Genomic DNA, 26343 nt, shown 5'->3' with positions numbered 1-26343 from the left:
GGGGCGGGACAGGGCCAGGCCTCCTCACAGGCTGCGGGCGGTGATGTCGCCGTAGGAGGTGGTGGCGTGGATGTTCAGGCTTGCTGCGGGGCCGTCGGTGTTGGTGAGGGCGTTGTGGACGCGGCCGTAGGCGGTGCCGGCGTCGAGGGTGGCGGAGACGCCGCGGGCGGCGCCGACCGTGATCCCGCCGGACTCGGTGTGCAGGACGACGGAGCCGGTGACGGCTTCGGTGATGCGGAGGTCGCCCTTCTGGGTGCTGATCTCGGCGGCGCCGCCGAGGCGGCCGACGGTGATGTCGCCGGCGAGGAGGGTGAGGCGGGCGGTGGCGGTCTCGTCGAGGGTGACGGTGCCCTGTGCGCCTTCGAAGGTGACGTCGCCGAGGCGTCCGACGCCGCGGAGGTCGCCGGCGGCGGTCTTCGCCTCGATCCGGGAGCCGGCGGGCAGCTGGACGGTCACCTCGACCGCTCCGGAGTCGCCCAGGAGCCGGTTCCCGGCCGGGGCGGCGGTGATCCGCAGGATCCCGTCGGCGTACTCGGCCGAGACCTGCTCGGCGGCCTTCACGTCGGCGGACCTGGCGGCGTTCGCGGGCCGGATGTCGACGGTGGCGTCGTCACGGTCGGCGGCGATGAGCTGGATGCGCCCGGCGGGGATGTCGAGGACGGTGATGATCGCGGCGGTGGCGGCGAACTTCTGCAAGGTTCTTCTCCTTCATGGGGCGGGCCCACTCCCGGGCTCACCGTTTCCGATGAGGGAAAAGCTACGTTGCATTCACCATGATGACAACGACTCCGTTGCGTCAAATTGCTGTTATGGCAGGTAGAGGCCTGGAATTCATTGCAATGGTTTTGAGCTTAACGCAACAACCTCGCATGTGATCATTGCAATGAATTGAGAGTGAACGCTATAGTGAGGACTCCACGGACCACGAAGGAGACCGCGATGCCGGGCGGCAGACTCACCCAGCAGGAACGTCAGCAGATCGCGCTGGGACTGGCCGACGGCCTCGCCTACGCCGAGATCGCCAGGCGTCTCGACCGTCCGACCTCGACGATCACGCGTGAGGTCATGCGGAACGGCGGCCCCACCGCCTACCGTTCCGACCTCGCCCACCGCGCGACCGAACGGCGGGCCCGCCGCAAGCAGCCCGCCGTCCGGGACGCGACGGTGCTCCCGCAGGCCCACGGACGCGATGCCGAGGCCGTGCAAGCGTACGAGGAGGTGTTCACCACCGTCATGATGCAGTCGGGCATGCCCCAGATGATGTCCCGGGTGATGAGCTCCCTCTGCCTCGCCGACACGGGCAGCCTCACCGCGTCGGAACTCACCCAGCGCCTCCAGGTCAGTCCCGCGTCCATCTCCAAGGCGATCACGTTCCTGGAGGGCCAGGGCATGGTCCGCAGGGAGCGCGACGAGCGGCGCCGCGAGCGCTACATCGTCGACAACGACGTCTGGTACGAGGCGATGATGGCGAGCGCCCGGTCCACCGCTCGGATAGTCGAAACGGCACGCGAGGGCGTCGGCGTCCTCGGCCCCGCCACTCCGGCCGGTGTCCGCCTGGAGAACATCGCCCGCTTCCTCCAGTTCGTCTCCGAGAGCACCGCGCGCGCCGCCGAGCAGGCCCGCGAGATCCTCCACGCGAAACCCGCGGCGACGGCCGCGGACGACACCGACTGAACCGCGTGCGGATCGCGGTGCCGTGATCCTCGGTCGGCGTACGGGAATCGGGGGCCCGACACGCGTACGCCGACCGGCGCGGAAGTCCTACTCCTCCGTCGGCCCGAGGTCCGGCGCCGCGCGGAACGTGACCGTACGCGCCCGGTGGGCGGCGTGGAGTTCGAGGACGACGAGCTCGTTCGTGCCGGAGCGCAGCGCCGGGGCGGGGACGTACAGGGAGCGCTGCGGGCCGCGGGACCAGTAGCGGCCGAGCGGGAAGCCGTTGATCCAGGCGTTGCCCTTGGTCCAGCCGTCGAGGTGGAGGAAGGTGTCGGCGGTCTCGTCCACCTCGAAGCGGCCCCGGTGGAAGGCCGGTCCGACGGGTGTCGTCGTGGTCGGGGCGAAGGGGATGCCGTCCGGGCCGGGCAGGGGGAGGGGGCGGTTGGTCCAGCCCGCGAGTTCGACCCCGTCGAGGAGCACCTTCCCGGGCAGGCCCTTGCGGTCGTGGATGCCCTCGCCGTAGTTCACCCGGCCCTGGTTCTCGACGAGTACCGTGAGGACGCTGCCCGCCCGGGGCACGGTGAACGCCAGTGCGTGCTCGTGCTGTTCGCGCTCCAGGACACCCACCGGCGAGCCGTCGACGAACACCTGGGCGCGGTCGCGGACCTGCTCGATCTCAAGGAGTGCCGGGCCCCTGACGGGCAGAACGGTCTCGTAGAGGACGAAGCCGAAGTCCTGCTCCAGCTCCTCCATCGTGAGCGGTCGGCGCGACTCCACGGCCGTCGGGGCGAGCGCGGCCGCGTTCGGCAGCAGCTCGGCGCTCTCCGTCAATGCAAGGGCGGGCAAGGCGAGTTTGGGGCCGGGGGCCGGTGTGGGCCCGCTCGGGACGGGCGCGTACTTGGCGATGACGTCACGGAACGCCGTGTACTTCGCCGTCGGGTCGCCGGCCTCGTCGAGCGGTGCGTCGTAGTCGTAGGACGTGACGGTGGGGCGGTACGTGCCCTTGTCGTTGGCGCCGTTGGTGAAGCCGAAGTTGGTGCCGCCGTGGAACATGTAGAAGTTGACCGACGCGCCGGACGCGAGGAGTTCGTCCAGTTCCCGGGCGGCCGCGTCGGTGTCCCGGACCACGTGGTGCGAGCCCCAGCGGTCGAACCAGCCGATCCAGAACTCCGATGTCATCAGCGGACCTTCGGGCCGCTGGGCGCGCAGCGCGGCGAGCTGGTGGGCCGAGCGGCTGCCGAAGTTGGCGGTGGCGAGGACGCCGGGCAGCGCGCCGCGCTCCAGGTCCACCGGCTGGTCGCAGGTGAAGAGGGGGACGTCGACCCCGCAGCGGCGCAGGGAGTCGGCGAGGTGTTCCAGATACGCCGTGTCGTCGCCGTACGCCCCGTACTCGTTCTCCACCTGTACGGCGAGCACCGGACCGCCCTGTGAGGCGAGGTACGGCCGGAGGGGGGTGAGCAGACGCCCGAGGTAGTCGTCGACGGCAGCCAGGAACCGGGGGTCGCGGGAGCGCAGGCGTATGTCCGGTTCGGCGAGCAGCCAGGACGGCAGGCCGCCGCCCTCCCATTCGGCGCAGATGTACGGGCCGGGCCGGAGTAGGACGTGCAGCCCCTCGGCGGCGGCGAGTTCGAGGAAGTGCGGCAGGTCGAGGCCGCCGTCGAGGCGGAAGGTGTCGGGTCGTGGCTGGTGGAGGTTCCAGGGGACGTAGGTCTCGACGGTATTGAGGCCCATGAGCCGGGCCTTGCGCAGCCGGTCGGCCCACTGCTCGGGGTGGACCCGGAAGTAGTGCAGCCCGCCGGACAGAAGCCGGAAGGGGCGGCCGTCGAGCAGGAAACCGGCCTTGTCTGTCTGGAGAACGGGCATGAGGGGGCGGCTCCTGTGTTCGGGTGCGGTGCGCGGTGTCGCGGTACGAGTATGTTTACGTAAACATGCTCGTACCGCAAGCCCCGGGCGGTGCGGCTGTGGTCGACGGGCGGAATTCGGCCCCGCCTCTTGACGGCGAGGCTCGCGAGGGGTCTCATATGTCGCATCACGTTTGAACGTGTTGAGTTTTGAGTGTTTGGCGACCCGTGGTCGCCCCTCCTCGTCGGCGCCTCGCCACTCCCTTCATCACCTCCGCGCCGCCCCCTCACCTCCGCGCCATCCGATCCGTCCCCGCGTCGGGCCGGCCCGTACCCGTACGCGGCCGGCACCAAGGAGAGTCCCGCAGATGTCCCGTACCTTCCGCAGTCGTGCCGTCATGGCCGCCACCCTCCTCGTGGGCCTGGGGCTCACCACCGCCTGCTCGTCCGGCAAGGCCGCATCCGGCGGAGACCCGGCCGCCGCCCCCAAGACCGGAAAGATCTCCCTGACGTACCTTCAGAAGCAGGGAGACCAGGAGTACTTCGTCGGCGAGGCCGCCGGGGCCAAGGCCAGGGCCGACGAGCTCGGCGTCGATCTGAAGGTCGTCAACCTAGGCAACGACGCCAACAAGACCGTCAGCGAGGTCCAGGCCGCCATCGCCCAGAACACCGACGGTGTGATCGTCGTCGTCCCCGACCCGGCCGTCGGCCCCCAGGTCGTCCGTACCGCCCGGGACGGCAAGGTCGCCCTCCTGACCTCCGACGACCAGATCTGCGCCACCGGCCCCGACCCGGCGGCCTGCGCCAAGGCCGACCTCGTGCCCCGCATCGGCTTCAGCGGGGCCCAGATGGGCGGCGAAGTCGGCAAGCGGGCGGCCGCCGAGTTCACGAAGGCGGGATGGAAGGCGTCCGCGACCAGGATCGTCTCCGCCTGGAAGCAGGACGTCACGGTGTGCGGCGACCGCGTGAAGGCCGCGCGGGCCGCCTTCGACGCGGCCGTCCCCGGAGTGGAGGTCATCGACGTCGCCACCGACAACACCCCCACCGGCGCACAGGACAAGGTCGCCGCCACCTTGACGGCCAACCCCGGTGTGAAGAACTGGATCGTGTGGGGCTGCAACGACGAGAACGTCGCCGGCGGCGTCACCGCCCTCACCAACGCGGGCCTCGGTCCGGACAGGGTCATCGGCGTCGGCCTCGGTGCCTACCTCGCCTGCAAGGAATGGGGCTCCGGCAAGCCCGGCGGCATGAAGGCCGCCCTCTTCATCAACGGCAAGGACGTCGGCGCCCTCGCCGTCCAGACCATGTACGACAAGCTCAAGAACGGCAAGGAGTTCCCGGCCGAGGGCTTCGCCCCCACGACGATGGTCGACGCCGGTACGTGGAAGTCCTCGGGCCTGACCTGCGGTTGACCGGCTGCGGGCGGGGAGCCCCACCGGCACCCGCTTCCGCCAGGCGCCGCCCGGGTCGGCCGCGTCCGGGTCGGCCGCGCCCGAGTCCGCCCCGCCTGAGCCCGTCGCGTCCAAGTCCGCCCACCCGAGTCCGCCGCGGCCCCGCCCCCTTCCGCCGCCCCTCGACGCGTCCCGGCCCGACCCGTCCCCCGTTACCGACGGGCCGGGACGCCCCCCCGCATCAGGACCCCCCGACCACCCGACCGCCCGACCGCCCGATCACACACCCCCTCCCACCCCAGCGAGGTCCCCGCATGTCTCCCGCCCGCAGCCCGTCACCCGCCGCCCCGCCGGTTCTCGCTGTCGAGGGCATCGTCAAGCGCTTCGGCAGCGTCCAGGCGCTCGGCGGTGTCACCCTCGACTTCCCCGCCGGTCACGTCACGGCCCTGATGGGGGAGAACGGCGCGGGCAAGTCGACGCTCCTCAGGATCCTCACGGGTGACCACATGCCCGACGAGGGCCGAGTGCTCCTCGAAGGCCGGGCCGTCACCTTCGACTCGCCGGCGGCCGCCCGCGCCGCCGGCGTCCGGGTCATCCCGCAGGAACCCGAGATCATCCCCCATGTCACCGTGGCCGAGAACGTCTGGGCGGGGGCGCTGCCGCGTCGGCGGGGCAGATTCCTCGACCGCCGTGAACTCGTCCGCCGGGTCACCGCGGACCTGGACGAGCTCGGCTTCTCCGACGTCCTCGACCCGCGCCTCCTCGGCTCGCAGCTGACCCCGGCTCAACGTCAACTCGTCGAGATCCTGCGGGCGTTGACCGGTGAGGTACCAGCACGCCTGATCGCCTTCGACGAGCCGACGTCCTCGCTCTCCGAGCACGAGGTGGACGCCCTCTTCGGCCTCATCGGTCGGCTCCGCGCCGACGGCATCGCCATCGTCTACGTCTCCCACCGGATGCGGGAGATCTTCCGGCTCGCCGACCGCATCGCGGTCCTCAGGGACGGCAGCCCCGCGGGCGTGGTGGACGCCGCGCGGACCGATGAACGCGCGCTCGTCCGGCTGATGGTCGGCCGTGACCTGTCGACCGTGTTCGTACGGGAACGGCAGCGGCCCGGTGACGTCGTCCTCGACGTCCGGGACGTCACCACCGACGACGTCCGCGGCGTCACCCTCCAGGTCCGGGCGGGGGAGGTCGTCGGCCTCGCGGGCCTGGTCGGTGCCGGACGCTCCGAACTCGCCCTCGCCCTCGCCGGGGACCGGCCCCTCCGGCAGGGCACGGTCGCCGTGGACGGTGTACGGCTCCGCGGCGGGCGGCCGAGGGAGGCCATCCGCGCCGGACTCGGGCTCGCCCCGGAGGAGCGCAAGGCCCAGGCCCTCTTCCTGCACCGGTCGATCCGGGACAACACCGCGCTCGTGGTCCTCGACCGCATCCGCCGCCTCCGCTTCGTGCGCCGGCGCGCGGAACGCGACCTCGCCCGGGAGTACGCCACCCGGCTGCGGGTCCGTACCCCCTCCGTCGAGCACGAGGTCCGCACCCTCTCGGGCGGCAACCAGCAGAAGGTGGTCCTCGCACGCTGGCTCGCCCGCAAACCCAAGGTCCTGATCCTCGACGAACCGACCCGGGGCATCGACGTCGGCGCCAAGGCCGAGATCTACCAGATCGTCGCGAGCCTCGCCGCCGAAGGGGTCGCCGTCCTCGTGATCTCCTCCGAACTCCCCGAACTCCTCGGTCTCGCCGACCGCGTGGTGGTCATGCAGGGAGGCAGGGTCACCGGCGAACTCGACCACAGCCACGCCACCGAGGAAGCCGTCCTCGCCCTCGCGATGGCCGACGACCTCGCAGGCGACCCGGCCGGCGACGGCCGCGCGCGAGGCGTCCCCGATGCCCCGGCCCCCAATCCCACCCGCACCCCTGGAGCCCCCTGATGTCCTCCCTCACCACCGACCCCCGCCCGACGGCCGACTCCCGGGGCCCGGGAAAGGGCCCCGGACCGGCCGCCGTGGGCGGGGTCCTCGCCCGGGTGGGCGGTCAGAACCTCGGTCTCATCGGGGCGCTGGTCCTCGTCGTCATCCTCTTCGGCGCCCTGAACGAGAACTTCCTCAGCCTCACCAACATGCGGGTGATCGCCGAGGCGGCCACCATCACCGGTCTCCTCGCCGTCGTGCAGACGGTCGTCGTCATCTGCGGCGGGCTCGACATCTCCGTCGGCTCCCAGGTCGGTGTCGCCTCCGTCGTCAGCGCCATGGTCTTCACCGGCACCGGATCGAACGCCGTGGTCGGCATGGCGGCCGCCCTCGGCGTGGGCGTCCTGGTCGGTGTCCTCAACGGACTCGTCATCGTCCACGGCCGCGTCAACCCGACCATCGCCACGCTCGCGGGCCTCGCCGCGTACAAGGGCCTGGCACAACTGCTCTCCGACGGACGCGCCCAGGGGTACGTCCTCGACGACGACTGGTTCGTGTTCCTCGGCCGGGGCAGCATCGCCGGGCTTCCGGTGATGGTCTGGATCCTGGCGGTCGTCGCCGTCGTCGTGCACGTCCTCCTCACGTACACCGACATCGGCCGCAACATCTACGCCATCGGCGGCAACGACACCGCCGCCCGCCTCGCCGGGATCCGGATCAACCGGTATCTGATCGCGGTGTACGCCCTGATCGGCATCGTCGCGGCCGTCGCCGGCATCCTGCTCACCGCCCGCACTGGCTCCGGGCAGCCCACCTCGGGCAGCGAGGGCCTCGAACTCAAGGCCATCACGGCGGCGGCCCTCGGCGGCTGCGCGCTGCGCGGCGGCAAGGGCGGTATCGGGGGCACCCTCCTCGCCGTGGCCCTCCTGGGCTGTCTGGAGAACGGGCTGACCGTCCAGGGCATCAACTCCTTCTGGCAGAACGTCGCCCAAGGCGTCCTGCTCGTCGTCGCGGTCGTCGTCCAACAGCGCCGCAACGGCGAACGCGCGGTCGGCCTCCCCGACTGAGCGGCACGCGGAGCCGGCGGCACAAGGTCAGACCGGCACGCGGAGCCGGTGGCAGAAGGTCAGACCGACACCGGCACCCGGCAGGTCCCGATCCAGATCCCGGTCACCGCGCTCACGTACCGGGCGCCGCAGCGATCGGAGGGGACGACGAGCTGCGTGCCGGCCGCTTCGAGGTCCGTGTCGTCCATGCGGGTCGCGAGCAGGACGGGAGCGTTGCCGAAGTCGGCATCGATCTCCGCCCACGACAGGACCGTGTGGTGCCCGTCGCCCCCGCTCACGGCGAGCAGGAACCGCGAACGCTCCTTGCGCCGGGCGGAGTCGAAGTCCGGCCGGACGCGGCCGAGCACCTCGCGGAGCAGGGGCCCCTCGAAGGTGTGGTGCTGCGGCCCGGCGGTCGCGCAGTCGAAGACGACCTCGGCCCGGTGCTGTTCCCAGCCCGTCCGGAGGTCGGCGACGGTCAGGCGCGACGGCCGTGCCACCTCCCCCCACAGCGTGAACTCACCCGCGCGGGACACGGGCGGGGCGGGCGGAGCGCTGGGTCGACTCATCGGAGATCCCCTTCGGACGGCCGGGCGGTCGGTGCGGCGACTGCGCCCAGTGATACCCGACCGCCGGCGCGGGGAACCGTGCGTGCCAGGCGAATCCCACTCTCCGGTCCGCGATTGTGAGCTTTCTACGAGTGTTCCGATCGCATCCTCCGGGTTCAACGCCCAACGCGTGGCCGGTCGCCACCCGCGGCCGCACGCGCCTGTTCGAGCGCCAGCCACACCCGGTCCCGGGTCACGGGAAGCTCCGTGAAGCGGATGCCGGTCGCGTCGCGGAGCGCGTTCGCGAAGGCGGGGCCCACCGGGTTGAACGGGCTCTCGCTCATCGACTTGGCGCCCAGCGGTCCGATCGCGTCGGCCGTCTCCGTGAAGTGCACCTCGGTGCGGGGCACATCGGCGTACTGGGGGAGGCGGTAGCGGCGGAACGCGGCCGTGGTGACCTCGCCGCGCTCGTCGAGCCGGACCGTCTCGAAGAGGGTGGCTCCGAGGGCCTGGGCGACGCCGCCCTCGACCTGACCCCGGCACTGCATGGGGTTCATGACCTTGCCGGCGTCGGCCGCGTGGACGCTGCGGAGGATACGGATCTCCCCGGTGTCCGGGTCGACGGCGAGCCGGAACCACTGCGCGTTGAACGCGACCGAGCGCGGGGACCCGCCCCAGTGCCCGTCGGCCCGCAGCTCCTCCGCCGCGCCGCTCGCGTGCCCCGCCTCGTACAGCTCCTTGAGGGCCACCGTACGGCCTGCGCAGTCCACGGCCTCGGCGTCGAGCACGCACAGATGGCGGGCGACACCGGTGTGGCGGGCGGCGAGGGTGCGCAGCCGCTCGGCGAGCGACTGGGCGGCCAGGAGGACGGCCTTGCCCGCCACGACGGTGCCCGCGGAGCCGAACGCGCCGGTGTCGTGGCGTACGACGTCGGTGTCGGACTGACGGATCGTGACCCGGTCGCCGGTGGTGTGCAGGGCGCCGGCGGTGATCTGCTGGTGGACGGTGGTGGTGCCGTTGCCGAACTCGGCGGTGCCGACGGCGACGTCGTACGTCCCGTCCTCCAGGAGCGAGACACGGGCGTCGGCGTAGTGGCCGCCGGGCGGGCCGGTGGCGATCATCGCCATCGCCGTCCCCTGCCCGGTGAGCCAGCCCTCGGGCACGTCCCGCTCGCTCGTGTCCTCGGCGATGGCCGTACGGACGACCGAGAGGCACTGGTCCAGGCCGTACGAGGCGATGTGGAGGTCCTCCTCCTCGCCGATGGGGCTGTGCATGGCCTCGCCGGGGCCGATGATGTTCTTCTCGCGGAGCACGAGCGGGTCCATGCCGAGGCGGCGGGCCAGTTCGTCCATGACGGACTCCACGGCGAAGGTGACCTGGCCCAGGCCGTAGCCGCGGAAGGCGCCCGCCGGGACGGCGTTGGTGTACACCGACCAGGCGTCGACCTTCTTGTGCGGGGCGCGGTAGACCGCGAAGGACTCGCCGACGCTGTGGAACATGACGGCCGGACCGTGGTTGCCGTACGCGCCGGTGTTCGACACCACCCGCATCTGCACGGCGGTCAGGGTCCCGTCGGCGCGGGCGCCGACCTTGATGCCGATGGTGAACGGATGGCGGGTGGTCGCCCCGTAGAACTGCTCGGCCCGGGTGTACTCCAGCTTCACGGGCCGCCGCAGCTTCAGCGCCGCCAGCGTCACGATGTCCTCGGTGAGCATCTCCTGCTTGCCGCCGAAGCCGCCGCCGACGCGCCCCGCGACCACCCGGACCTCGTCCTCCGGCAGGCCGTACAGCGCGCACAGCGCACGCCGGGTCAGGAACGGCGTCTGTGTCGAGGAGCGCACGGTGAGCCGCTCGCCCGTACCGTCCTCCTTCGGCTCGAAGTACGCGACGCAGCCGTGGGTTTCGAGACTCGCGTGCTGCACCCGCTGGGTGCGGAAGGTGTCCTCGACGACGACGGCCGCCTCGGCGAAACCCCGCTCGACGTCCCCGATCTCACCGTGCACCTCACCTGCCACGTTGTCCGCCGCGCGGGCGATCCGCGCCTCCGGACCCTTGTCGCCGTGGAGCGCCGGCGCTCCGGGGCGCATGGCCTCCTCGGGGTCGATCACGTGCGGCAGTCGCTCGTACGTCACCTCGATCCGGCGGCAGCCCTCCTCGGCCGCCTGCTCGCTGTCGGCGACGACGGCCGCGACCCGCTGCCCCACGTACCGGACGACACTGTCCAGGACCCGGGTGTCGTCGGGGTCCTCGGTGGGATGCTCGTGGCGGGCGCTGGAGTACAGCGTCGCGGGCGCGTCCTCATGGGTGAGTACGGCATGCACCCCGGGGACCCGGAGCGCGGCGGAGGTGTCGATCGCGAGGATCCGGGCGTGCGGGTGCGGGGAGCGCAGCAGCTTCATGTGGAGCAGCCCGGGGACCTCGACGTCGAAGGTGTAGCGGGCGCGTCCCGTGACGACCTCCGGCCCGGCCGGCGCGCCGACGTTCCGGCCGACCGCCTTGCCGGCGCAGGGGCGTTCGGTGTGCCGGACGCCCTTGACGGCGTCCTCGATCGCCCGATAGCCCGTGCAGCGGCAGATGTTGCCCTTGAAGGCGCGGGGCAGATCGTCCAGCTTGCCGTCGTCGTGCGCGCAGCCCCGCTCGGCTTCCAGGGCGGCGGTGGTCATGAGGAATCCGGCCGTGCAGAAGCCGCACTGGTAGCCCTGGGCATCGAGGAACTTCCGCTGTACGGGGTGGAGTTCGCCGTCCGGCGAGGCGAGACCCTCGACGGTGGTGACGCTGCGCCCGTCCGCCCGCACCGCCGGATAGAGGCAGCTGTGGACCGGTTCGCCGTCGACATGGACGGTGCAGGCGCCGCAGTCCCCGGCGTCGCAGCCCTTCTTCACCCCGAACCAGCCGCGCTCGCGCAGATAGGTGCGCAGGCACTGGCCGGCACGCGGAGTCTCCTCGTGGGGACGGTCGTTGACGTGCAGTCGGAAGCTCATCGGGGGTCCTCCTGGGTGCCGGGCCGGGTCGGTTCACGAGGGGCTTCCGCCCCGGGGGGCCGGGTCAGTTCGCGGCGGACCTCCTCCGCGAGGCGCAGCCCCATGTGCCGCCGCCAGGCGGGCAGCCCATGGATGTCGTCGAACCAGTCGTCCTCCGCGACCGTCGACTCGACGGCCTGCCGGAGGCGCTCGGCGTCCGGCGGCAGCGGGAACCAGAATCGGAACGGGCGTACGGTCGCCGCGCTGATCGTCACGGCCATCGAGCCGTCCACCGGATCGAGCGTCCCGATGACGAGCGCGCCGGAGCGGCCGAGGCCGTACAGCGACGCCTGACGGAAGGCGGTACGGCAGCGCAGGGCACGCGCCGGCAGGGTGACCGAGCGGAGGAGTTCCCCCTCCGCGAGGTCCTTGCGCCCGGCGCCGGTGATGAAGTCGACGACCGGCACGCGCCGCAGTGAGCCGTCCTGGGCGCGCAGCAGGCACTCGCCGTCGAGGGCGGCGGTCAGCGAGATCATCGGCCCGGCCGGAAGGCCGTTGCAGAGGTTCCCCCCGACGGTCGCCATGTTCCAGATCTTGAACGAGGCCAGGAAGGCCCGGCAGCACTGCTCGAACAGCGGTGCCGCCGTGGCCCGCGAGGACCGCCCGAACCGGGACAGCTGGGCGACCGTGCACGTCGCGGCGATCTCCAGGGACCCGTCCGCCCGCTCCGTGAGCGGCTCCCAGCCCATCCGGCTCAGATCGACCAGCCGGCGCAGCTGCGGCTGGGGCTCGGAGAACAGGTACGTCCCGCCGCCCAGCCATGCGTCCCCCGGCCGCCAGGGCTCGTGCCGCCGGGCGTCCCGTACGTCCCTCACGGTGTTGAGGTCCATGTCCTTCCCCGCCTCCTGACCTGTGATTTCAGGCCAGTGAAGCCCGGTGGGGGTAGGCCGGACGACTGGTGCGGCAGCCGGAATAACGCAGCTCGGCGGGTGGGTGCACTGGAGGATCGACCAGGATGACTTCCGGACGGTCGGGTCACTCCGAGCACCGCGGAGCCGGCCGGCCGCGGCACTCCGAGCGGCGCGGGGACGGCGCGAGATTCTTCGGCTGATCCGGCAGGACGAGCCGGCCGCGGGGGAGATCGCGACCCGCTTCGGCGTCCCCTCCGGAGCCGTGTCCCGGCACCTCAAGGTGCTGCGGGACGCCGGTCTGGTTACGCTGCGCAAGGACGGGACGAAGCGGTTCCACCGGGCGGACCGGGAGCGCTCGGCCCGCTCGCCGACCACCTCCAGGCCATGTGGGCCACCAAGCCCGACCCCCTGGCCCGGCTCGCCGAAGAGGCCGAACGAAGCGAGAAGCCCTGATGACGATCCCCGCGACCCCCATGGACACCGTCACCCTGGAGCGGCGCATCGACGCACGCCCGGAGACCGTCTTCGGCTTCTTCACCGACGAGGAGAAGTGGCTGTCCTGGATGGGCGCCGACGGCACGTTCTCCTTCGAGCCGGGCGGCTCGTACCGCACCCGGGTCACCGGGGAGAGCGTCGCCTCCGGCCGCTTCATCACCGTCGACCCGCACCGGCGGATCGTCTTCAGCTGGGGCTGGGAGTCCGGCCCCGTGCTCGTCCCGCCGGGCTCCAGCACGGTCGAGATCACCCTCGAACCCACCCCGGACGGCACCCTCCTCCACCTGATCCACAGTGGCCTGCCCTCCCCGGAGTCCTGCGAGGCCCACGCCGAGGGCTGGCAGCACTACGTGGACCGCCTCGCGATCCGGGCCGAGGGCGGCGACCCTGGCCCGGACGCGTGGATGCGGCAGCAGCCGGAGGGCTGAGCGCCGGACTCCCCCGGGAAGCTCCGGACTCCCCGAAGTGCCCGGAGCGTGCCTGTCAGGCGCCCACCGAGACCGGGGCCCGGCCCGGGGCTCCGGCACCGAGTTCGCGGACGAGCCGGAGACCGAGCCGCAGGTACGCGGCGAGGTCCGCGCGCGGGGCCTTGCGGACGAGCTGACGGATCGCCTGCATGGCCTCCCAGGCGGAGGTGTGCGCGAGGGACCCGCCCCAGGTGTCACCGAGAGCGTCCGAGAGGTACGCGCTGAACCCGAGCTGGAGCGCCCCCGCCCGGCGCCGCTCCTCCTCGTGCGCGTCCAGAGCCCGCACGAAGAATCGTTCCGCCTCTACCGGGGGAAGAGCGGAACGGATGATGCCCAGGTACGGCGCGACAAGCGACGCGACCTCGGGGCACTCCCCACCGGGAACGACCTGGTCGTCGAGAACGGGAGCGGCGGCGTGTTCGGGCGTCTGAGTCATGGACCTATCGATACGTCATCTCATCGCAGGAGCGTCCGTGGCACGCCCAGGTACGGCACCGGTTCGCCCCACTGAGCCAGTGGAGGGAGGCCCGGCGCCCGAACAGGCGCCGGGCCCCCGGCTCACGATGCCGCCCCGCTCGCCGTCAGGAGCAGGTCAGGAGCAGGACAGGGGCTGGTCGGACACCTTCCGGCCGCTGTCCGGACACGCGTACAGGCGCTTGTCAGGCGCTCGTCAGGATGACGAGCTGCCTGGTCGCGCGCGTCATCGCGACATAGCGGTCGACCGCTCCCTCGATGCCCTCGCCGTACTTCTCCGGGTCCACGAGGACGACCAGGTCGAATTCGAGGCCCTTCGACAGGGACGGGGTGAGCGACTGGACGCGGGGCCCGGGCAGGAACCGGGGGTCGCCGATGACACACGCGGTCCCGTCGGCGTTGGCGTCGAGCCAGTCGTCGAGGATCCCGTCCAGCTCCGTCACCGAGCCGTGGACGACCGGGATGCCGCTGCTCCGTACCGACGTCGGCACGTTCGCGTCCGGCAGCGCGGCCCGGATGGCCGGCTCCGCCTCCACCATGACCTCTTCCGGCGTCCGGTAGTTGATGCTCAGGGACGCCACGGTGACCCGGTCGAGCCCGACCCGCTCCAGGCGCTCCTGCCACGACTCCGTGAAGCCGTTCCTGGCCTGGGCGCGGTCACCGACGATGGTGAAGCTCCGGGACGGGCAGCGGAGCAGCAGCATCTGCCACTCGGCGTCCGTCAGTTCCTGCGCCTCGTCCACGACGATGTGCGCGAACGGACCGGCGAGCAGGTCCGGCTCGGTGCCGGAGAGCACGGCCTCGTCGACCAGGCTGTCCTTGAGGTCCTGCCCGCGCAGCATCGTCACCGCGCCCTCGCCGTCGTCGTCCGCGTCGAGCACGTTGGCGATGACATCGGCCATGCGGGCGCGCTCCGCGGCGAGGGTGGCCTGCTGCCGGCGCTTGCGCCGGGCCGCCTCCGGGTCGCCGAGCCGCTGCCGCGCCGCGTCCAGGAGGGGCAGGTCGGACACCGTCCAGGCCTGCGCCTCGGGGCGCTGCAACGCCCGGACCTCCTCACGGTCGAGCCAGGGGGCGCACTTGCGCAGGTACGCGGGGACCGACCACAGGTCGCCGACCAGGTCGGCCGCCTCCAGCAGCGGCCATGCGCCGTGCAGGGTGTCGGACAGCTCCTCGTCCTGCCGCAGCGACTTCCGGAACTGCTCCTCCGGAACGTCGTCGTCGAGCTTGCCCAGGAGGATCGTGCCCAGCTCCTCCCAGATCTGCTCCCGCGCCTCGTTGTGCGGAGTACCGGCCTCCGCCGCCTCGAACGCCTCGGCCCAGTCGCCGGCGGTGAGCCGGACGTCGGCCCAGTCGGTCGAGACCGTCATCCCGTGGGTGGGCGGCTCCTCGTAGAACCGGACGGCGGCCTCGATCGCCCGCACCATGGCCGCGGACGACTTCAGCAGCGCCACCCGGGGGTCGCGCTCGGTCGTGGCCTTGGCCCCCTCGGCGACGAGGTGCCGCACGGTGCAGGTCTGCACGCCCTCCTCGCCGAGGCTGGGGAGGACGTCGGCGACGTACGCCAGGTAGGGCTGGTGCGGACCGACGAACAGCACGCCGCCGCGACGGTGACCGAGGCGCGGGTCCGCGTACAGGAGGTGCGCGGAGCGGTGCAGCGCGACGACGGTCTTTCCCGTACCCGGTCCGCCGTCGACGACGAGGGTGCCGCGGGAGCCCGCCCGGATGATGGCGTCCTGGTCGGCCTGGATGGTGGCGAGCACGTCGCGCATCCGGGGCGACCGGCTGCTGCCCAGGCTGGCGATGAACGCCGACTGGTCGTCGAGCGCCGCGTGTTCCTCCAGCCCGTCGGCGGTGAACACCTCGTCCCAGTAGTCCGTGATCCGGCCGTTGCTCCAGCGGTACCTGCGGCGGCTCGTGAGACCCATCGGTCCGGCGTGGGTCGCCGCGAAGAACGGCTCGGCGGCCGGCGAGCGCCAGTCGACGAGGAGGCGTCGGCCCGTGCTGTCGGTGAGGCCGAGGCGACCGATGTACACGGGCTCCACGTCGACCGCGTCGCCCGTCCCGTCATCGGAGCCTTCCGTGCCCTGCGCGCCTTCCGAACCCTCGGAGCCTTCCGCGCCGACGATGCGCCCCAGGCACAGGTCCAGGCCGAAGCGGCGCAGGGTGCGCAGGCGACCGGTCAGGCGGTGGATCTCCGCGTCACGGTCCATCGCCTCCCGGCCGGCGCCGCCGGGGGCCTTGCGCGTGGCGTCGAGCCGGTCGGACAGTTCGGCGATCGTCTCCTCGAGGCACTTCGCGACGGCCGCGAAGTGCCGCTCGTCGCCGGCGATCAGTGCCGGGTCGGCCTTGGGGGAGAGGCGGTCGGGAAGGTCGAAGGCACTGGTGCCGCGCGACTGGTCCACCGACGAAAGCACACGCACTGGGTGAGTCTCATTTCTGCAGGTCCTGGGCTGAGGAGAGTGATTCTGCGGTACCACCGGGGCCTTGCCGCAAGCCCCCCTGTGCGGTATAAGTTGTTAATGGCGAGAGGTGCGTACACCTTCTCGCCCTTCTCTTTTTGGCGCCGCTGTCGTTCCGCCCGGGCGTCACCGCCGCCGGTTTCAGGCGCCGCCACCGCGCCCCACCTTCTGAAACCGGCCTGAAGCCACCCTGAAGCCGGCCCCGGCCAAGCTCTGCCGCATGACCTTCCCACAGGGCAGCGAAAGGCAGACCGCCATGACCACCGCCGTGCACCTCACCCCCGAGCAGGTCCAGAACACCGCCCCCGGATACGCCGAACTCCGTCGGCGCCCCGAGCTGCCCCACGCGGTCCTGCCCGGCCTCCGGACCCCCGCACGACTCGTCACCCGGTACGCGGACGTCAAGGCCGCCCTCACCGAGCCCCGGTTGGTCCGCGACCGGAGCGCGGTCCCGAGCGGCACCGAAGAGAGCGACCCGCAGGACGAGTTGATGGAGGCCGCCTCCGCCGGACTGCCCGCCGAGTACGTGAAGTACTTCTCCGGCCACCTCGCGCTCTTCGACGGCGAGGAGCACGCCCGCCGCCGCGCCCCGCTCACCCGGGCGTTCACCGCCCGCCGGATCGCCGCCCTGCGGGAGTTCGTCGAGCACAAGGCCGACGAGCTGCTCGGGGCAGCCGAGCGCGACGGCGGCGGCATCGACCTCCTGGGGGAGTTCGCGTACCCCCTCAGCACCCACGTCATCTGCGAGCTCGTCGGAGTCGACGACAAGGACCGGGGCCAGGTCTGCGCGTGGATCCGCGACTTCGCGTACAGCGACGGAAGCCGGATGGGCGAGGCGCTGGTCGGCATCGTCGAGTACTGCAAGGAGCTCATCGTCCGCCGCAGGGCCGAGCCCACCGAGGACCTGATCTCCGCCCTCGTCGAGGGCGCCAGGGAGAGCGAGGACCCGCTCGGCGACGACGAGTTGGTCGGCATCGTCTTCCTGCTCATCAACACCGGCATCACCCCGCCCGCGCTCTTCCTGGCCCACGGCGCGCTCGCCCTGCTCGACCACCCCGAGCAGGCCGCCCGGCTCCACGCCGAGCCCGGTCTGCTCCGTACGGCCGTTCCCGAACTCCTGCGGTACGTCACCCTCGTGCGCATCGGGGCCACGCTGTACCCCACCGAGGACTTCGACTTCGCCGGCACCGCGCTCACGGCCGGCGAGGCCGTGACGGTGGCCCTGCTCGCCGCCGACCACGACCCGGAGGAGTACGGCGAGAACGCCGAACAGCTCGACATCGCCCGGGAGTTCGGCCGGGGCGACGGCCACCTCGCCTTCGGTCACGGCGCTCACTACTGCATCGGTGCGGCGCTCGGCAGGCTCGTCACCACCGTCGTCCTCGACCGGCTGTTCGTCGGCCGGGACGGCCTCCGGCTCGCGACCGCCCGCGAGGACCTGGAGTTCGGGCACTGGCCGGCCGACGGCTTCCACCTGGTGAGCCTGCCCGTACGCCTGTGAACCCGCTCCGGGTTCACTCCCTCCGCTCGTCGAGCAACGCCAGGGCCGCGGAGGCAAGTTCGCCCCGCTTCAGGGCGGCGTACTCCGACACCGCGTCGGCGTAGGCCGCCGGGTCGGCGTCCTCGGCGGCCCGCCGGGAGCGGGCCGAGGACATCGTCGGCTGGAAGCTGCGCAGACAGCGGAACCGGTCCGCGAGGGCGACGAGCCGCACTCCCGTCTCCGTGCGGCCGCGTGCGAGATCCGCGTACCCCAGGGCGAGGAGCAGCGCTCCGCAGGTCGGGAAGCCGACCGGGGTGAGGGGCGCGGCGCCGCCCTCCCGGCCTGAGAGCAGTGAAGCGAGGCCTGCCGGGAGCGCGGTGAGGAGGTCCTCGACGAGATCGAGACGGGAGTGCTGGGCATGGGCCGCGACCGTGACCGCCCGGAGCTCCCGCACCCAGGATTCCACCGGTGGTTCGCCGACCGTGAGTGGTGTGCCGACGTCGTCGAGGACGCCGGTGGCCCGCCGCCAGAGCGCCAGTCCGGACTCCGTCTCACCGCGCGCGAGGGCGATCTCGGCGCGGGCGCCCAGATCGGGCGTGAGCAGATCCACGGCTTCCTCGGGGCGGTGGCGTACGGCCAGGTCCAGCCAGTGCTCGGCCCCGTCGAGGTCGCCGGTCTGGAGCGAGGCCAGCACCATGCCCCAGCGCAGGCCCACCATGTCCTTCCAGTCGCCCAGTTCGTCCATGACACGCATGGCCCGCTCCATGTACCCGAGCGCCTCGGCGCCGCGTTCGGTGTTCAGGCAGAGCTCGCTCATCCGGGAGAGCCCCAGGACCGCGAGCCAGGGAACGCGTCTGCCCTCGAAGTGCGCCAGCATCCGCCGGGTCGACTCCATGGCCCGCTCCGGCTCGTGCGCGCTCTCCCACAGATATCCGGCCAGCCCCTCGGCGACCCCGGCCAGCAGCGGCTCCTCGCTCGCCCGGAGCGCGTCGAGCAGCGTCCGGTCCGAGCCTCCCGCGCCCTCCGGGCCTCCCGTACCCTCCGGGCTTCCCGTACCCTCCGGGCCCTCCGGAGTCTCCGCGTTCAGCACCGCGGGCATGGCGTTCAGTACGGTGGCGATGGCGCCGATCAGACCGGTGGGGGAGGGCGGCGGCAGCCTGCGCAGTACGGCCATGAAGCGGGGCGCCCCGGAACCGGAGCCGAGATAGGCGTTGGCCGTGACGAGGGCCGCGATCGTACGGGTGGGTTCGACGTACGGCGGCGTGGGCCGGTAGTGCGACAGGAGGTGCCCGGTGTCCTCGGCGAGGACGGTGAGACGGACGTAGTTGGCCTCCGTGGTCCACAGGCTGCCGAGGACGGCGGCGATGGCGGTGACCGTCGGCAGGTCGGGAACGCCGTCGGAGTCGAGCGCGAGCCGCAGGGCCCGCGTGAGGTTGTCCTGCTCGGAGCGGATGCTCCGCCAGGCCGCGTACGCGTCGGCGCCAAAGGGAGCGTCGTGATGGGCGAGTCCGAAGTCCCGGGCCCAGGAGGCGAATCGGCGCGCGACCGCGTCGCCCTCGCCCGCCTCGATCCGCCGCGCCGCGCTGAACTCCCGTACGGTCTCCAGCATATGGAACCGGGTACCGACCGGGGTGTCCGTGACCTTGAGCAGCGACTGGTCGACGAGGTCCTGGAGGAGATCCAGAACGTCGAGCGCGTCGAGGGTGCCGTCGCCCCCGTCGTCACCGCCGCGCCCGTCTTCCCCGCCACGCCCGCCGCTCCCGTCGCCCCCGTCCAGGAGATGGCACGCCGAATCGGCGGTGAAGCCCCCGGGAAAGACCGACAGGGCCCGCAGGGCGGCCCGTCCCTCCGTCGTCAGGAGGTTCCAGCTCCAGTCGACGACCGCGTGCAGCGTGCGATGGCGCTGCGGTGCGTCCCGGCTGCCGCCGCGCAGCAGCGCGAAGCGGTCCTCCAGGCGGCGGTCGATCTCGGCGACCGACAGGACCCGCACCCGGGCCGCGGCCAGCTCCGTCGCCAGCGGAAGTCCGTCGAGCCTGCGGCAGAGCGCGGCGACGGCGTCCGGGGGCAGTTCGACGTCCGGCCGGGCGGCACGCGCCCGCTGGGTGAACAGCTCGACGGCCGTGGCCCGGTCCAGCTCGGGCAGGGGATGGACCGACTCGGAGGAGAGACCGAGCGGCGTACGGCTCGTGGTGAGCACCCGGAGGTCGCGGCTTGCCGCGACCAACGCCCGTACGAGTGAGGCGACTCCGTGCACGACGTGCTCGCAGTTGTCGAGCACGAGCAGCGCGGGACCCGGCCCGAGAGCGGCCAGGAGTCCGGCGACCAGCTCCCCGGAGGGTCCGCCCGCCGGCGTGCGGGGCGCGTCGGCCACCCCGAGCGCGGACGCGACCTCCCCGGCGACGTCCGCGTCGTCGGCGACACCCGCCAGCGGCACCATGCACACCACGCGCTGCTCGGCGGCCCGGGACACGGCGGCCGCGAGCCGGGTCTTGCCGAGGCCACCGGGCCCGACGACGGTGGTGACCCGGGAGGAGCGCAGCAGCTCCGCGACGGCGTCGAGGTCACGGGCCCGGCCGAGCAGCTCGTTCGGCTCGTGCGGCACCCCACGTCGTACCGTCGGCGTCTCCTCCCGCAGCAGCTCCTGATGGAGCGCCCGGAGTGCCGGGCCGGGGTCGGTCCCGAGCTCGTCGCGCAGCCCGCGCCGGTAGCGGTCGTACGTGGTGAGGGCGGTGGCCGTACAGGTGGTGGCCGCCTCGCACCGGACGAGTTCGAGCAGCAGCTCCTCGTCCCTCGGCTGCTCTCGTACCAGCTCGCCGAGCCGGGGCGCGGCCTCCTCGCGGCGCCCCGTGCGGGCGAGACCGAGCGCCCGCGCCCTCTCCAACGCCCGGTGCGCGGCGGCCCGTTCGTCCCTCAGTGCCGCCACCGGATCGCCGAGCATCGCCGCCCCCGCGCCCTGCGCCCCGGGGCCGTCCCACAGTTCGAGCCCGGCCTCGGCCTCGGCGAGCGCCCCGGCGTGATCTCCGTTGCGGGCCTTCTCGGCCGCGGCCGAGACATGGAGCAGCAGGGCGGCGCAGTCGACCTCGTCCTCGGACAGCGCCAGCCGATAGCCGACCGGGGTGGAGACGAGCAGCTCGCTCCCGAGCTTGGCGCGGGTCCGCGAGGCCAGGACCTGCACGGCCTTCACCGGATTCTCCGGCTGCTCGTCCGGCCACAGCCCCTCGACGATCCGAGCGGTGCTGCACCCGCCCCGCAACTCCCCGGCGAGCAAGGCCAGAAGACCGCGCAGCCGGGGTGCGGTGATCTCCTCCCCGCGGTACGACACCGTCGACAGAAGGGTCAGCTCGATGCTCATTCGTGCAGGCTAGCGAAGACGCGGTGGACCACCGGCGCCGCGTCGAGGGACCGTGGATCCGGCCCCCGGGTGTCCCCGGGGGCCGGATCCACCGGCACGACGTCCCGACTAACGCGGGGTTACCCCACCGGCGTAGACGTTGTCCGGGGTGGCGACCGCGGTGATCGCACGGGCGAGCAGCGTGGACGGCTCCTGGGTCCCGACCAGGGAGTCCGTGTTGATCATGACGACCAGGGTGGCCTTCTGCGAGGGCAGGTAGACCGTCACGGTCTCGTAGCCCGGGATGGAGCCGTTGTGCCCGATCCATCCGTTGGTGTTGAGGATCCCGAGGCCGTAGCTGGTGCCGGGGAATCCGGTCGGCAGCGTCTTGAGGCGCTGCGCCTGGCTATCGGGGCTGATCAGCTCGCCGGTGGCGACGATCTTCGCCCAGCGGCGCAGGTCGTGCAGGTTCGAGATCATGGCGCCGGCCGCCCAGGCCCAGCTGGGGTTCCAGTCCGTGGAGTCCGCGACCGTGCCGGTCAGCGTCTGGTCGGTGTAGCCGCGCGCGTGCGGCTCGGGGAACTCGGCGTCGTTCGGGAAGAACGTGTCGCGCAGGTGGGCCGGGCGGAGCACCCGCCTGTGGATGAAGTCGGCGAGCCGCTGACCGCTGACCTTCTCGATCACCAGGCCGAGGAGGACCAGGTTGCTGTTGGAGTACTGGAACTGCGCGCCGGGCTTGAAGGTGTTCTTGTGCTTGAATCCGTACGCGAGCGCTTCCTGCGGTGTGAAGGGGCGCTGCGGGTCGCTCAGCAGGTCGTGGACGAAGTCCGCGTCCGCCGTGTACGGGAACAGACCGCTGCGCATCTCCGCGAGGTGACGCAAGGTGATCCGGGGGCCGTTCGGCACTCCGCGGACGTACTTGGAGATCGGGTCGTCGAGGCCGATCCGGCCCTCGTCGACGAGCTTGAGCAACGCGGTGACCGTGAACGTCTTGGTCTCGCTGCCGATCCGGACGAAGGTGTCGGTGAACATCGGCTCGCGGGTGACGGTGTTCGCGACGCCGGTGGTGCGGACGTAGCTTCCCTTGCCGGGCATCCAGAGCCCGACGACGACACCGGGGATGTTCGCCTGCTTGCGGACGTCCTCGATCGTCTTGTCGAGCCGCGCGGTCAGCTCGGGCCCGAGACCGCCAGGCGGGCAGTCGTCCTCGCCGTGCCGCTCGACGCTCGCGGCGTGTACGGGCGTGGCGGGGGTCGCCGCCATCGGCGCCAGCACGGAGGCCACGAGGACCGTCGCGGCGAACAAACGGCGATATCGGGTACGTCGCATGGCGGCACGCCTCTTCCAGGGTCACAGTCAGGGACGGCCACATCACCACCGCCACCCCGCACCACGAGCCCCCCGCCGCTCCCCCTTCCCGGCGAGTCCACTCGTTCGGCGCCACCCGTGTCACCGCGTCGGCCCTGGGTCCGGACAGGTCCTGGACCCCTCGCACGGCTCTCAGCCGTGTTCCTGGGTCGTCCTCCCCGCGCCGACGGCGCGGGAAGGACCTGCCGTGAACCGATCCGGCCGAAGCCGGGCTCTAGCGGTAGACGTCGATGACCAGGCGGTTCGGCTGGGTCAGCTGGAAGATGTTGTAGCGGGTGCTCGGACCGAGAGAGATTCCGAACTCGCCCCTGGCCGCGTGGTAGTTCGTCAACTGGACGCCCTTGATCGTGGGCAGGTTCAGAACCGTGGCCAGATTCAGATCGGTGGCGGTGTAGACCGGGTCCATCGTGATGAAGAGGTACGAGGTTCCCGGGACGTCCAGGTACTCGGTCTTGCCGCTCATCGGGGTGTACTCGCCCGTGGTGTTCGTCGAGGTGCCGGAGACCCTGACACTCGACGTGAGGTCGAACACGAGGCGGTCGTGGTCGGGGTGGGTGGCCGCACGAATCCCCGTGATGCAGGGGTTCTCGTAGCAGATTCCCGCCGAGGTCGGGGTGCCGGCAGCCGTGGTGGCGGCGGTGGCCGCCGGCGACGCGAGCATCGAGACGACGGCAGCGGCGGCGAGCGGCACGGCGACGCGCGTCGCCATGGATCGGATGGTGCGCATCAGGCTTTCTTTCCTTTTCTCGACCGGGTGAGCGGACAGCGGCGGCCGTCCGGTGCGGACTGCCGTACCGCGGGCGGTCAGCGAACGCTCGCGGTGACCTGTCGTGCCGACTCGACGTTGGTGACGGTCTTGTTCCGCGCCGTTTCCAGGGCGGCCCGATTCTTGGAGATCAGCTCCTCCTGGATCTCCTGCTCCGCCTTGAACCAGATGGCCACGAGGTCGGTCTTCTGCTTGCAGTCGATCTCCGCCAGGGCGATCTTCTTCTCCTCCGCGCCGGCGGAAGGAGAGGTGGGGTCGGTGAGGTTCGCGGCCTCCCACACCGTCGCGGCCTGGTGCCCGTTCTCCTTCATGCAGGCGGACCATGCGGCCATGGCCGTCTTGACCTCGGGGGTCTCCTGCGACGCCATGAAACTCTGCCCGGAGAGTTCCTCGGCCAGCGCGATGTCGGGGCTGGGCGCCTGGCGCCGCGATTCTCCGACGCATCCGCCCTCGGGGACGGCCTTCCCCTCGAACGTCCGGACCGCCTTGGCGTTCTCCGCACCCTTGAGGGCGACGACCGCGCGGGGCGTCTCCTGCTCGGCGAGCGCGGCCGTGCTCACCTCGGACTTGCCGGGAACGTGGTACCCGGTCTGCTCGGCCTCGCTCCGGATGGTGAGGCCGTACCGCCGCTCCATGTTCGACGAGCTGCCCGATATCGGGGGGTTCACCCCCAGGGTCTCGGTGCGCCAGTCGGGGAAGCCGAGCGCGCGCATGCACTTGATCTCCGCGTTGCCGCGGCCTTCAAGGAACGCGATCTCATCGGCGTAGGGGACCAGATAGCGCTCGATCGGCAGGGTGAGCCCCTGTGCGAGCCCCTGGGCCGGAACCGCCTCCGGCCATCCCTCCCGCTTCACCTGAGTCCACCCGGCCGCGGTTTCCACCCGGGGGACCTCCCCGATGGCGGCAGGGGATTCCTGTCCCGGCTTCTGCCCCTGACCGCAGGCCGTCAGCAGCGCGGTTCCGCAGAGGGCAAGAATGATCAGGTTCTTCTTCATGATCAGAGCCTCTCGCTGCTGGCGTTCTCGTTCTTGAGTGCGGCAATCAGGTTCTTGCTGTCCCCCGGGTAGTACGTCTGGTACGTACCGCCGTATCCGGTGTTGTAGTAGACGCGATGGGAAGCGGAATCTTCGTTGACGGCACCGGCGGCGTTGTTCTTGACGCCCTGCCCGGATCCCTCGGACGGCCTGCACGCACTGCCGGCGTCGTGGAATTCGAGGTCGTTGCCGTAGTCGAACTGATAGCGAACGGTGTAGAGACCGCTCGGCGTCGGCATGCTGTACCCCTCGTGGGAGTACTCACTCTTGTTGGTGATGAAGCATGACGAGTAGAAGATTCCGATGTTCTGCTTGCTGTTGTAGAAGATGGCGAAGCATCGTGTGGTGGAAGAACAGGAATCAGAGCTGTATACCGTCGTTGCGTTGGCCGGAGTTCCTACGGCAATGATTCCCGCGGCGGCCATGGTGAGACCGAGCGCGGCGCGCGCTATTCGAAACATGGGAATACCCCCCCCATATGCGGATACATCGAACTGCGTGGAGCGGCTCAACCGAAAAGGGCAGTTGTCGACGAATGTCCATTCTCCGCCGCAACTCCCCCCGGGAAAGCGGCTCGAACGATACTGCGACTTCCGGCCGGGGCACGCGGTGCGGCTCAAAATAATCGGACAGCTGTCCCAAAGATGTCTGCCTCGGATACGGATATGTAGCTGTTTTACGTACCTGCGGCAATGTGCGGAGGGGCGTTCTTCGGCCTTCTCGCGCCGGTGCCGGGTCGGCTCCTCCGGGGCGTAGGCGTGGAACCGGCGCCCCGTCCCGCGGCCGAGCGGCCTCGACTCGTCGGCTCGGCGGGTCCCGCTCTTTACGCTTCGCCATGTGCCTGACAGTCGCGGGCGCGGCACTATGCACCATGGACCATGGACCACTCCCGTCCACGTCACCACCACCCGAAGGGGGCGATCGGCGCATGACCCAGCCCGAGAGCGCGGTATCCGAGTACGACGTCGTCATCAGCGGCGCCAGCCTCGCCGGCAGCGCCGCGGCGATCCTGCTGGCCCGACGCGGTGTCCGTGTCGCCCTGCTCGAACGCCGCTCGGACCCCGAGGCGTACAAGGTGCTGTGCACGCACTCCGTCACGGCGAACGCCTACCCGGTGCTGGACGAACTCGGCCTCGTCCCCGCTCTGGAGAAGGCGGGCGCCGTACGCAACGATGCCCGCTGGTACACCCGTTGGGGATGGATCGAGCCGAGGGCCGCACCGGCGGGCCCCGAGCTGCCGCACGCGTACAACGTCCGGCGCAGCGTTCTCGATCCGCTGATCAGGTCCCACGCGGCCCGGACCCCCGGCGTCGATCTGCTCCTCGGTCACCAGGTGACCGGCCTGCTGCGGGAGGCCGGGCGGACCGTGGGGGTGCGCGCGTCGACACGGCAGGGCGAGCGTGAGATACGGGCCCGCCTGGTGGTCGGCGCCGACGGCAAGGACTCCGCCGTGGCGAAGTTCGCCGGGGTGCCCGCCCGGCAGTACGAGAACGCGCGGTTCGGCTATCTCGCGCACTTCCGCAACCTTCCGCTGCCGGGCGGGATCGGCCAGACCTGGTTCCTGGAGCCCGACATGGCGTACGCGTTCCCGAACGACGACGGGGTCACGGTCCTCGCGGTGGTCCCGGACAAGAAGCACCTTCCGGCCTTCCGGGCGGACCTGGAGGGCAGCTTCCTGGACTTCATCCGCGCTCTGCCCGAAGCGCCGCCCATCGACTCGGCCGAACGCATCACGAAGATCATCGGCATGGTCGACTACCCGCTCCACAGCCGCAAACCGACCGCACCGGGCGTCGCGCTCATCGGCGACGCGGCCCTGACCGGCGATCCCCTGTGGGGCGTGGGATGCGGGTGGGCGCTGGAGTCCGCGCAATGGCTGGCAGCGGCGGTCGCCTCGGCCGCGACCGGCCGGGGAGACCTCGACAAGTCGCTCGCGGCGTACGAACGCAGGCACGGACGTCAACTCCGCGGCCACCAGTACCTGGCCGCCGACTTCGCCAAGGCCCGACCCTTCAACCCCATCGAGCGGCTGGTCTTCTCGGCGGCGGCGCGTGACGATTCGATCGCGCGGCACATGCACCTCTTCGCGTCCCGCCTGATCGGCCCCCTGCGCTTCCTGAACCCCGTGATCCTGGCCAAGTCGGCGGCCGTCAACATCAAACACCGAGGGACGGCCGTGTCACCCACACGTTGAGGCGCGCGGCGCGGCCGC

The 26343-nt window shown here is 71.6% G+C and carries 19 protein-coding genes and 1 pseudogene; 8 read left to right on the top strand and 12 right to left on the bottom strand.

The window, feature by feature from the left end; genetic code table 11:
* Positions 1-24: 24 nt before the first annotated feature.
* The gene (locus OG259_RS09725) at positions 25-696 is read right to left on the bottom strand and encodes a DUF4097 family beta strand repeat-containing protein (protein ID WP_328941900.1); all 672 of its coding nucleotides are present in this window, start codon (positions 694-696) and stop codon (positions 25-27) included.
* Between the two features lie 243 nt (positions 697-939).
* Here OG259_RS09725 and OG259_RS09720 point away from each other — a divergent pair, with 243 nt between their 5' ends.
* Positions 940-1674: a helix-turn-helix domain-containing protein gene (locus OG259_RS09720; protein WP_328941899.1), complete on the top strand. Its 735-nt coding sequence runs from the start codon at positions 940-942 to the stop codon at positions 1672-1674.
* An 87-nt stretch (positions 1675-1761) separates the two neighbouring features.
* Here OG259_RS09720 and OG259_RS09715 read toward each other — a convergent pair whose 3' ends face one another.
* Positions 1762-3516: a glycoside hydrolase family 35 protein gene (locus OG259_RS09715; protein ID WP_328941898.1), complete on the bottom strand. Its 1755-nt coding sequence runs from the start codon at positions 3514-3516 to the stop codon at positions 1762-1764.
* A gap of 346 nt (positions 3517-3862) precedes the next feature.
* On the opposite strand from OG259_RS09715, the gene OG259_RS09710 reads away from it, so the two are divergent.
* From OG259_RS09710 to OG259_RS09700, 3 genes are all read left to right on the top strand, one after another.
* Positions 3863-4906, top strand: a complete 1044-nt coding sequence (locus tag OG259_RS09710; RefSeq protein WP_328941897.1) for a substrate-binding domain-containing protein — start codon at positions 3863-3865, stop codon at positions 4904-4906.
* A gap of 293 nt (positions 4907-5199) precedes the next feature.
* Complete coding sequence (locus tag OG259_RS09705; RefSeq protein ID WP_328941896.1) at positions 5200-6813, top strand: sugar ABC transporter ATP-binding protein; 1614 nt, start codon at positions 5200-5202, stop codon at positions 6811-6813.
* Entirely contained in the window at positions 6813-7859 is a 1047-nt protein-coding gene (locus tag OG259_RS09700; protein ID WP_328941895.1) for an ABC transporter permease, read from the top strand. Before OG259_RS09705 ends, OG259_RS09700 begins: the two co-directional genes overlap by 1 nt.
* Before the next feature lie 59 nt (positions 7860-7918).
* Here OG259_RS09700 and OG259_RS09695 read toward each other — a convergent pair whose 3' ends face one another.
* The 3 genes from OG259_RS09695 to OG259_RS09685 form a co-directional block, all read right to left on the bottom strand.
* Positions 7919-8407, bottom strand: a complete 489-nt coding sequence (locus OG259_RS09695) for a molybdopterin-dependent oxidoreductase (protein WP_328941894.1) — start codon at positions 8405-8407, stop codon at positions 7919-7921.
* Between the two features lie 155 nt (positions 8408-8562).
* Positions 8563-11367, bottom strand: a complete 2805-nt coding sequence (locus OG259_RS09690) for a molybdopterin-dependent oxidoreductase (RefSeq protein WP_328941893.1) — start codon at positions 11365-11367, stop codon at positions 8563-8565.
* Positions 11364-12236, bottom strand: coding sequence for an FAD binding domain-containing protein (locus tag OG259_RS09685; protein ID WP_328941892.1), 873 nt, complete (start codon positions 12234-12236; stop codon positions 11364-11366). Before OG259_RS09685 ends, OG259_RS09690 begins: the two co-directional genes overlap by 4 nt.
* Positions 12237-12282: 46 nt before the next feature.
* Between OG259_RS09685 and OG259_RS09680 the strand changes: the two are divergent.
* Together OG259_RS09680 and OG259_RS09675 are read left to right on the top strand one after the other, a co-directional pair.
* Positions 12283-12552, top strand: a pseudogene (locus OG259_RS09680) (helix-turn-helix domain-containing protein); the annotation flags it as partial.
* Positions 12553-12709: 157 nt separating this feature from the next.
* Positions 12710-13180 (top strand): SRPBCC family protein, encoded by a 471-nt coding sequence (locus tag OG259_RS09675; protein ID WP_328941891.1) that lies wholly within the window; start codon positions 12710-12712, stop codon positions 13178-13180.
* A gap of 55 nt (positions 13181-13235) precedes the next feature.
* On the opposite strand, the gene OG259_RS09670 is transcribed toward OG259_RS09675, so the two are convergent.
* Together OG259_RS09670 and helR are read right to left on the bottom strand one after the other, a co-directional pair.
* Positions 13236-13655 carry a hypothetical protein gene (locus OG259_RS09670; protein ID WP_266898231.1) on the bottom strand — a complete coding sequence of 140 codons (420 nt, stop codon included), beginning with the start codon at positions 13653-13655 and terminating at the stop codon, positions 13236-13238.
* A 223-nt stretch (positions 13656-13878) separates the two neighbouring features.
* A complete protein-coding gene (helR, locus tag OG259_RS09665; RefSeq protein WP_328941890.1) occupies positions 13879-16113 on the bottom strand; it encodes an RNA polymerase recycling motor ATPase HelR in 2235 nt (744 codons plus the stop codon).
* A 259-nt stretch (positions 16114-16372) separates the two neighbouring features.
* Here helR and OG259_RS09660 point away from each other — a divergent pair, with 259 nt between their 5' ends.
* Positions 16373-17653 (top strand): cytochrome P450, encoded by a 1281-nt coding sequence (locus OG259_RS09660; protein ID WP_328941889.1) that lies wholly within the window; start codon positions 16373-16375, stop codon positions 17651-17653.
* Positions 17654-17666: 13 nt separating this feature from the next.
* On the opposite strand, the gene OG259_RS09655 is transcribed toward OG259_RS09660, so the two are convergent.
* The 5 genes from OG259_RS09655 to OG259_RS09635 form a co-directional block, all read right to left on the bottom strand.
* Positions 17667-20984: an ATP-binding protein gene (locus OG259_RS09655; protein WP_328941888.1), complete on the bottom strand. Its 3318-nt coding sequence runs from the start codon at positions 20982-20984 to the stop codon at positions 17667-17669.
* 108 nt (positions 20985-21092) lie between these two features.
* A complete protein-coding gene (locus OG259_RS09650; protein ID WP_328941887.1) occupies positions 21093-22292 on the bottom strand; it encodes a serine hydrolase domain-containing protein in 1200 nt (399 codons plus the stop codon).
* Positions 22293-22545: 253 nt separating this feature from the next.
* Positions 22546-23058, bottom strand: coding sequence for an AMIN-like domain-containing (lipo)protein (locus tag OG259_RS09645; protein WP_328941886.1), 513 nt, complete (start codon positions 23056-23058; stop codon positions 22546-22548).
* Between the two features lie 77 nt (positions 23059-23135).
* Positions 23136-24092, bottom strand: a complete 957-nt coding sequence (locus OG259_RS09640) for a hypothetical protein (RefSeq protein ID WP_328941885.1) — start codon at positions 24090-24092, stop codon at positions 23136-23138.
* Positions 24093-24094: 2 nt separating this feature from the next.
* Positions 24095-24592 (bottom strand): hypothetical protein, encoded by a 498-nt coding sequence (locus OG259_RS09635; RefSeq protein ID WP_328941884.1) that lies wholly within the window; start codon positions 24590-24592, stop codon positions 24095-24097.
* Positions 24593-25059: 467 nt separating this feature from the next.
* Here OG259_RS09635 and OG259_RS09630 point away from each other — a divergent pair, with 467 nt between their 5' ends.
* Positions 25060-26325, top strand: a complete 1266-nt coding sequence (locus OG259_RS09630) for an NAD(P)/FAD-dependent oxidoreductase (protein WP_328941883.1) — start codon at positions 25060-25062, stop codon at positions 26323-26325.
* The last annotated feature ends 18 nt before the right edge of the window (positions 26326-26343 follow it).

This window comes from Streptomyces sp. NBC_00250 (genome assembly GCF_036192275.1).
Classification (GTDB): Bacteria; Actinomycetota; Actinomycetes; order Streptomycetales; family Streptomycetaceae; genus Streptomyces.
This window is presented reverse-complemented; position numbering and strand designations above follow the sequence as displayed.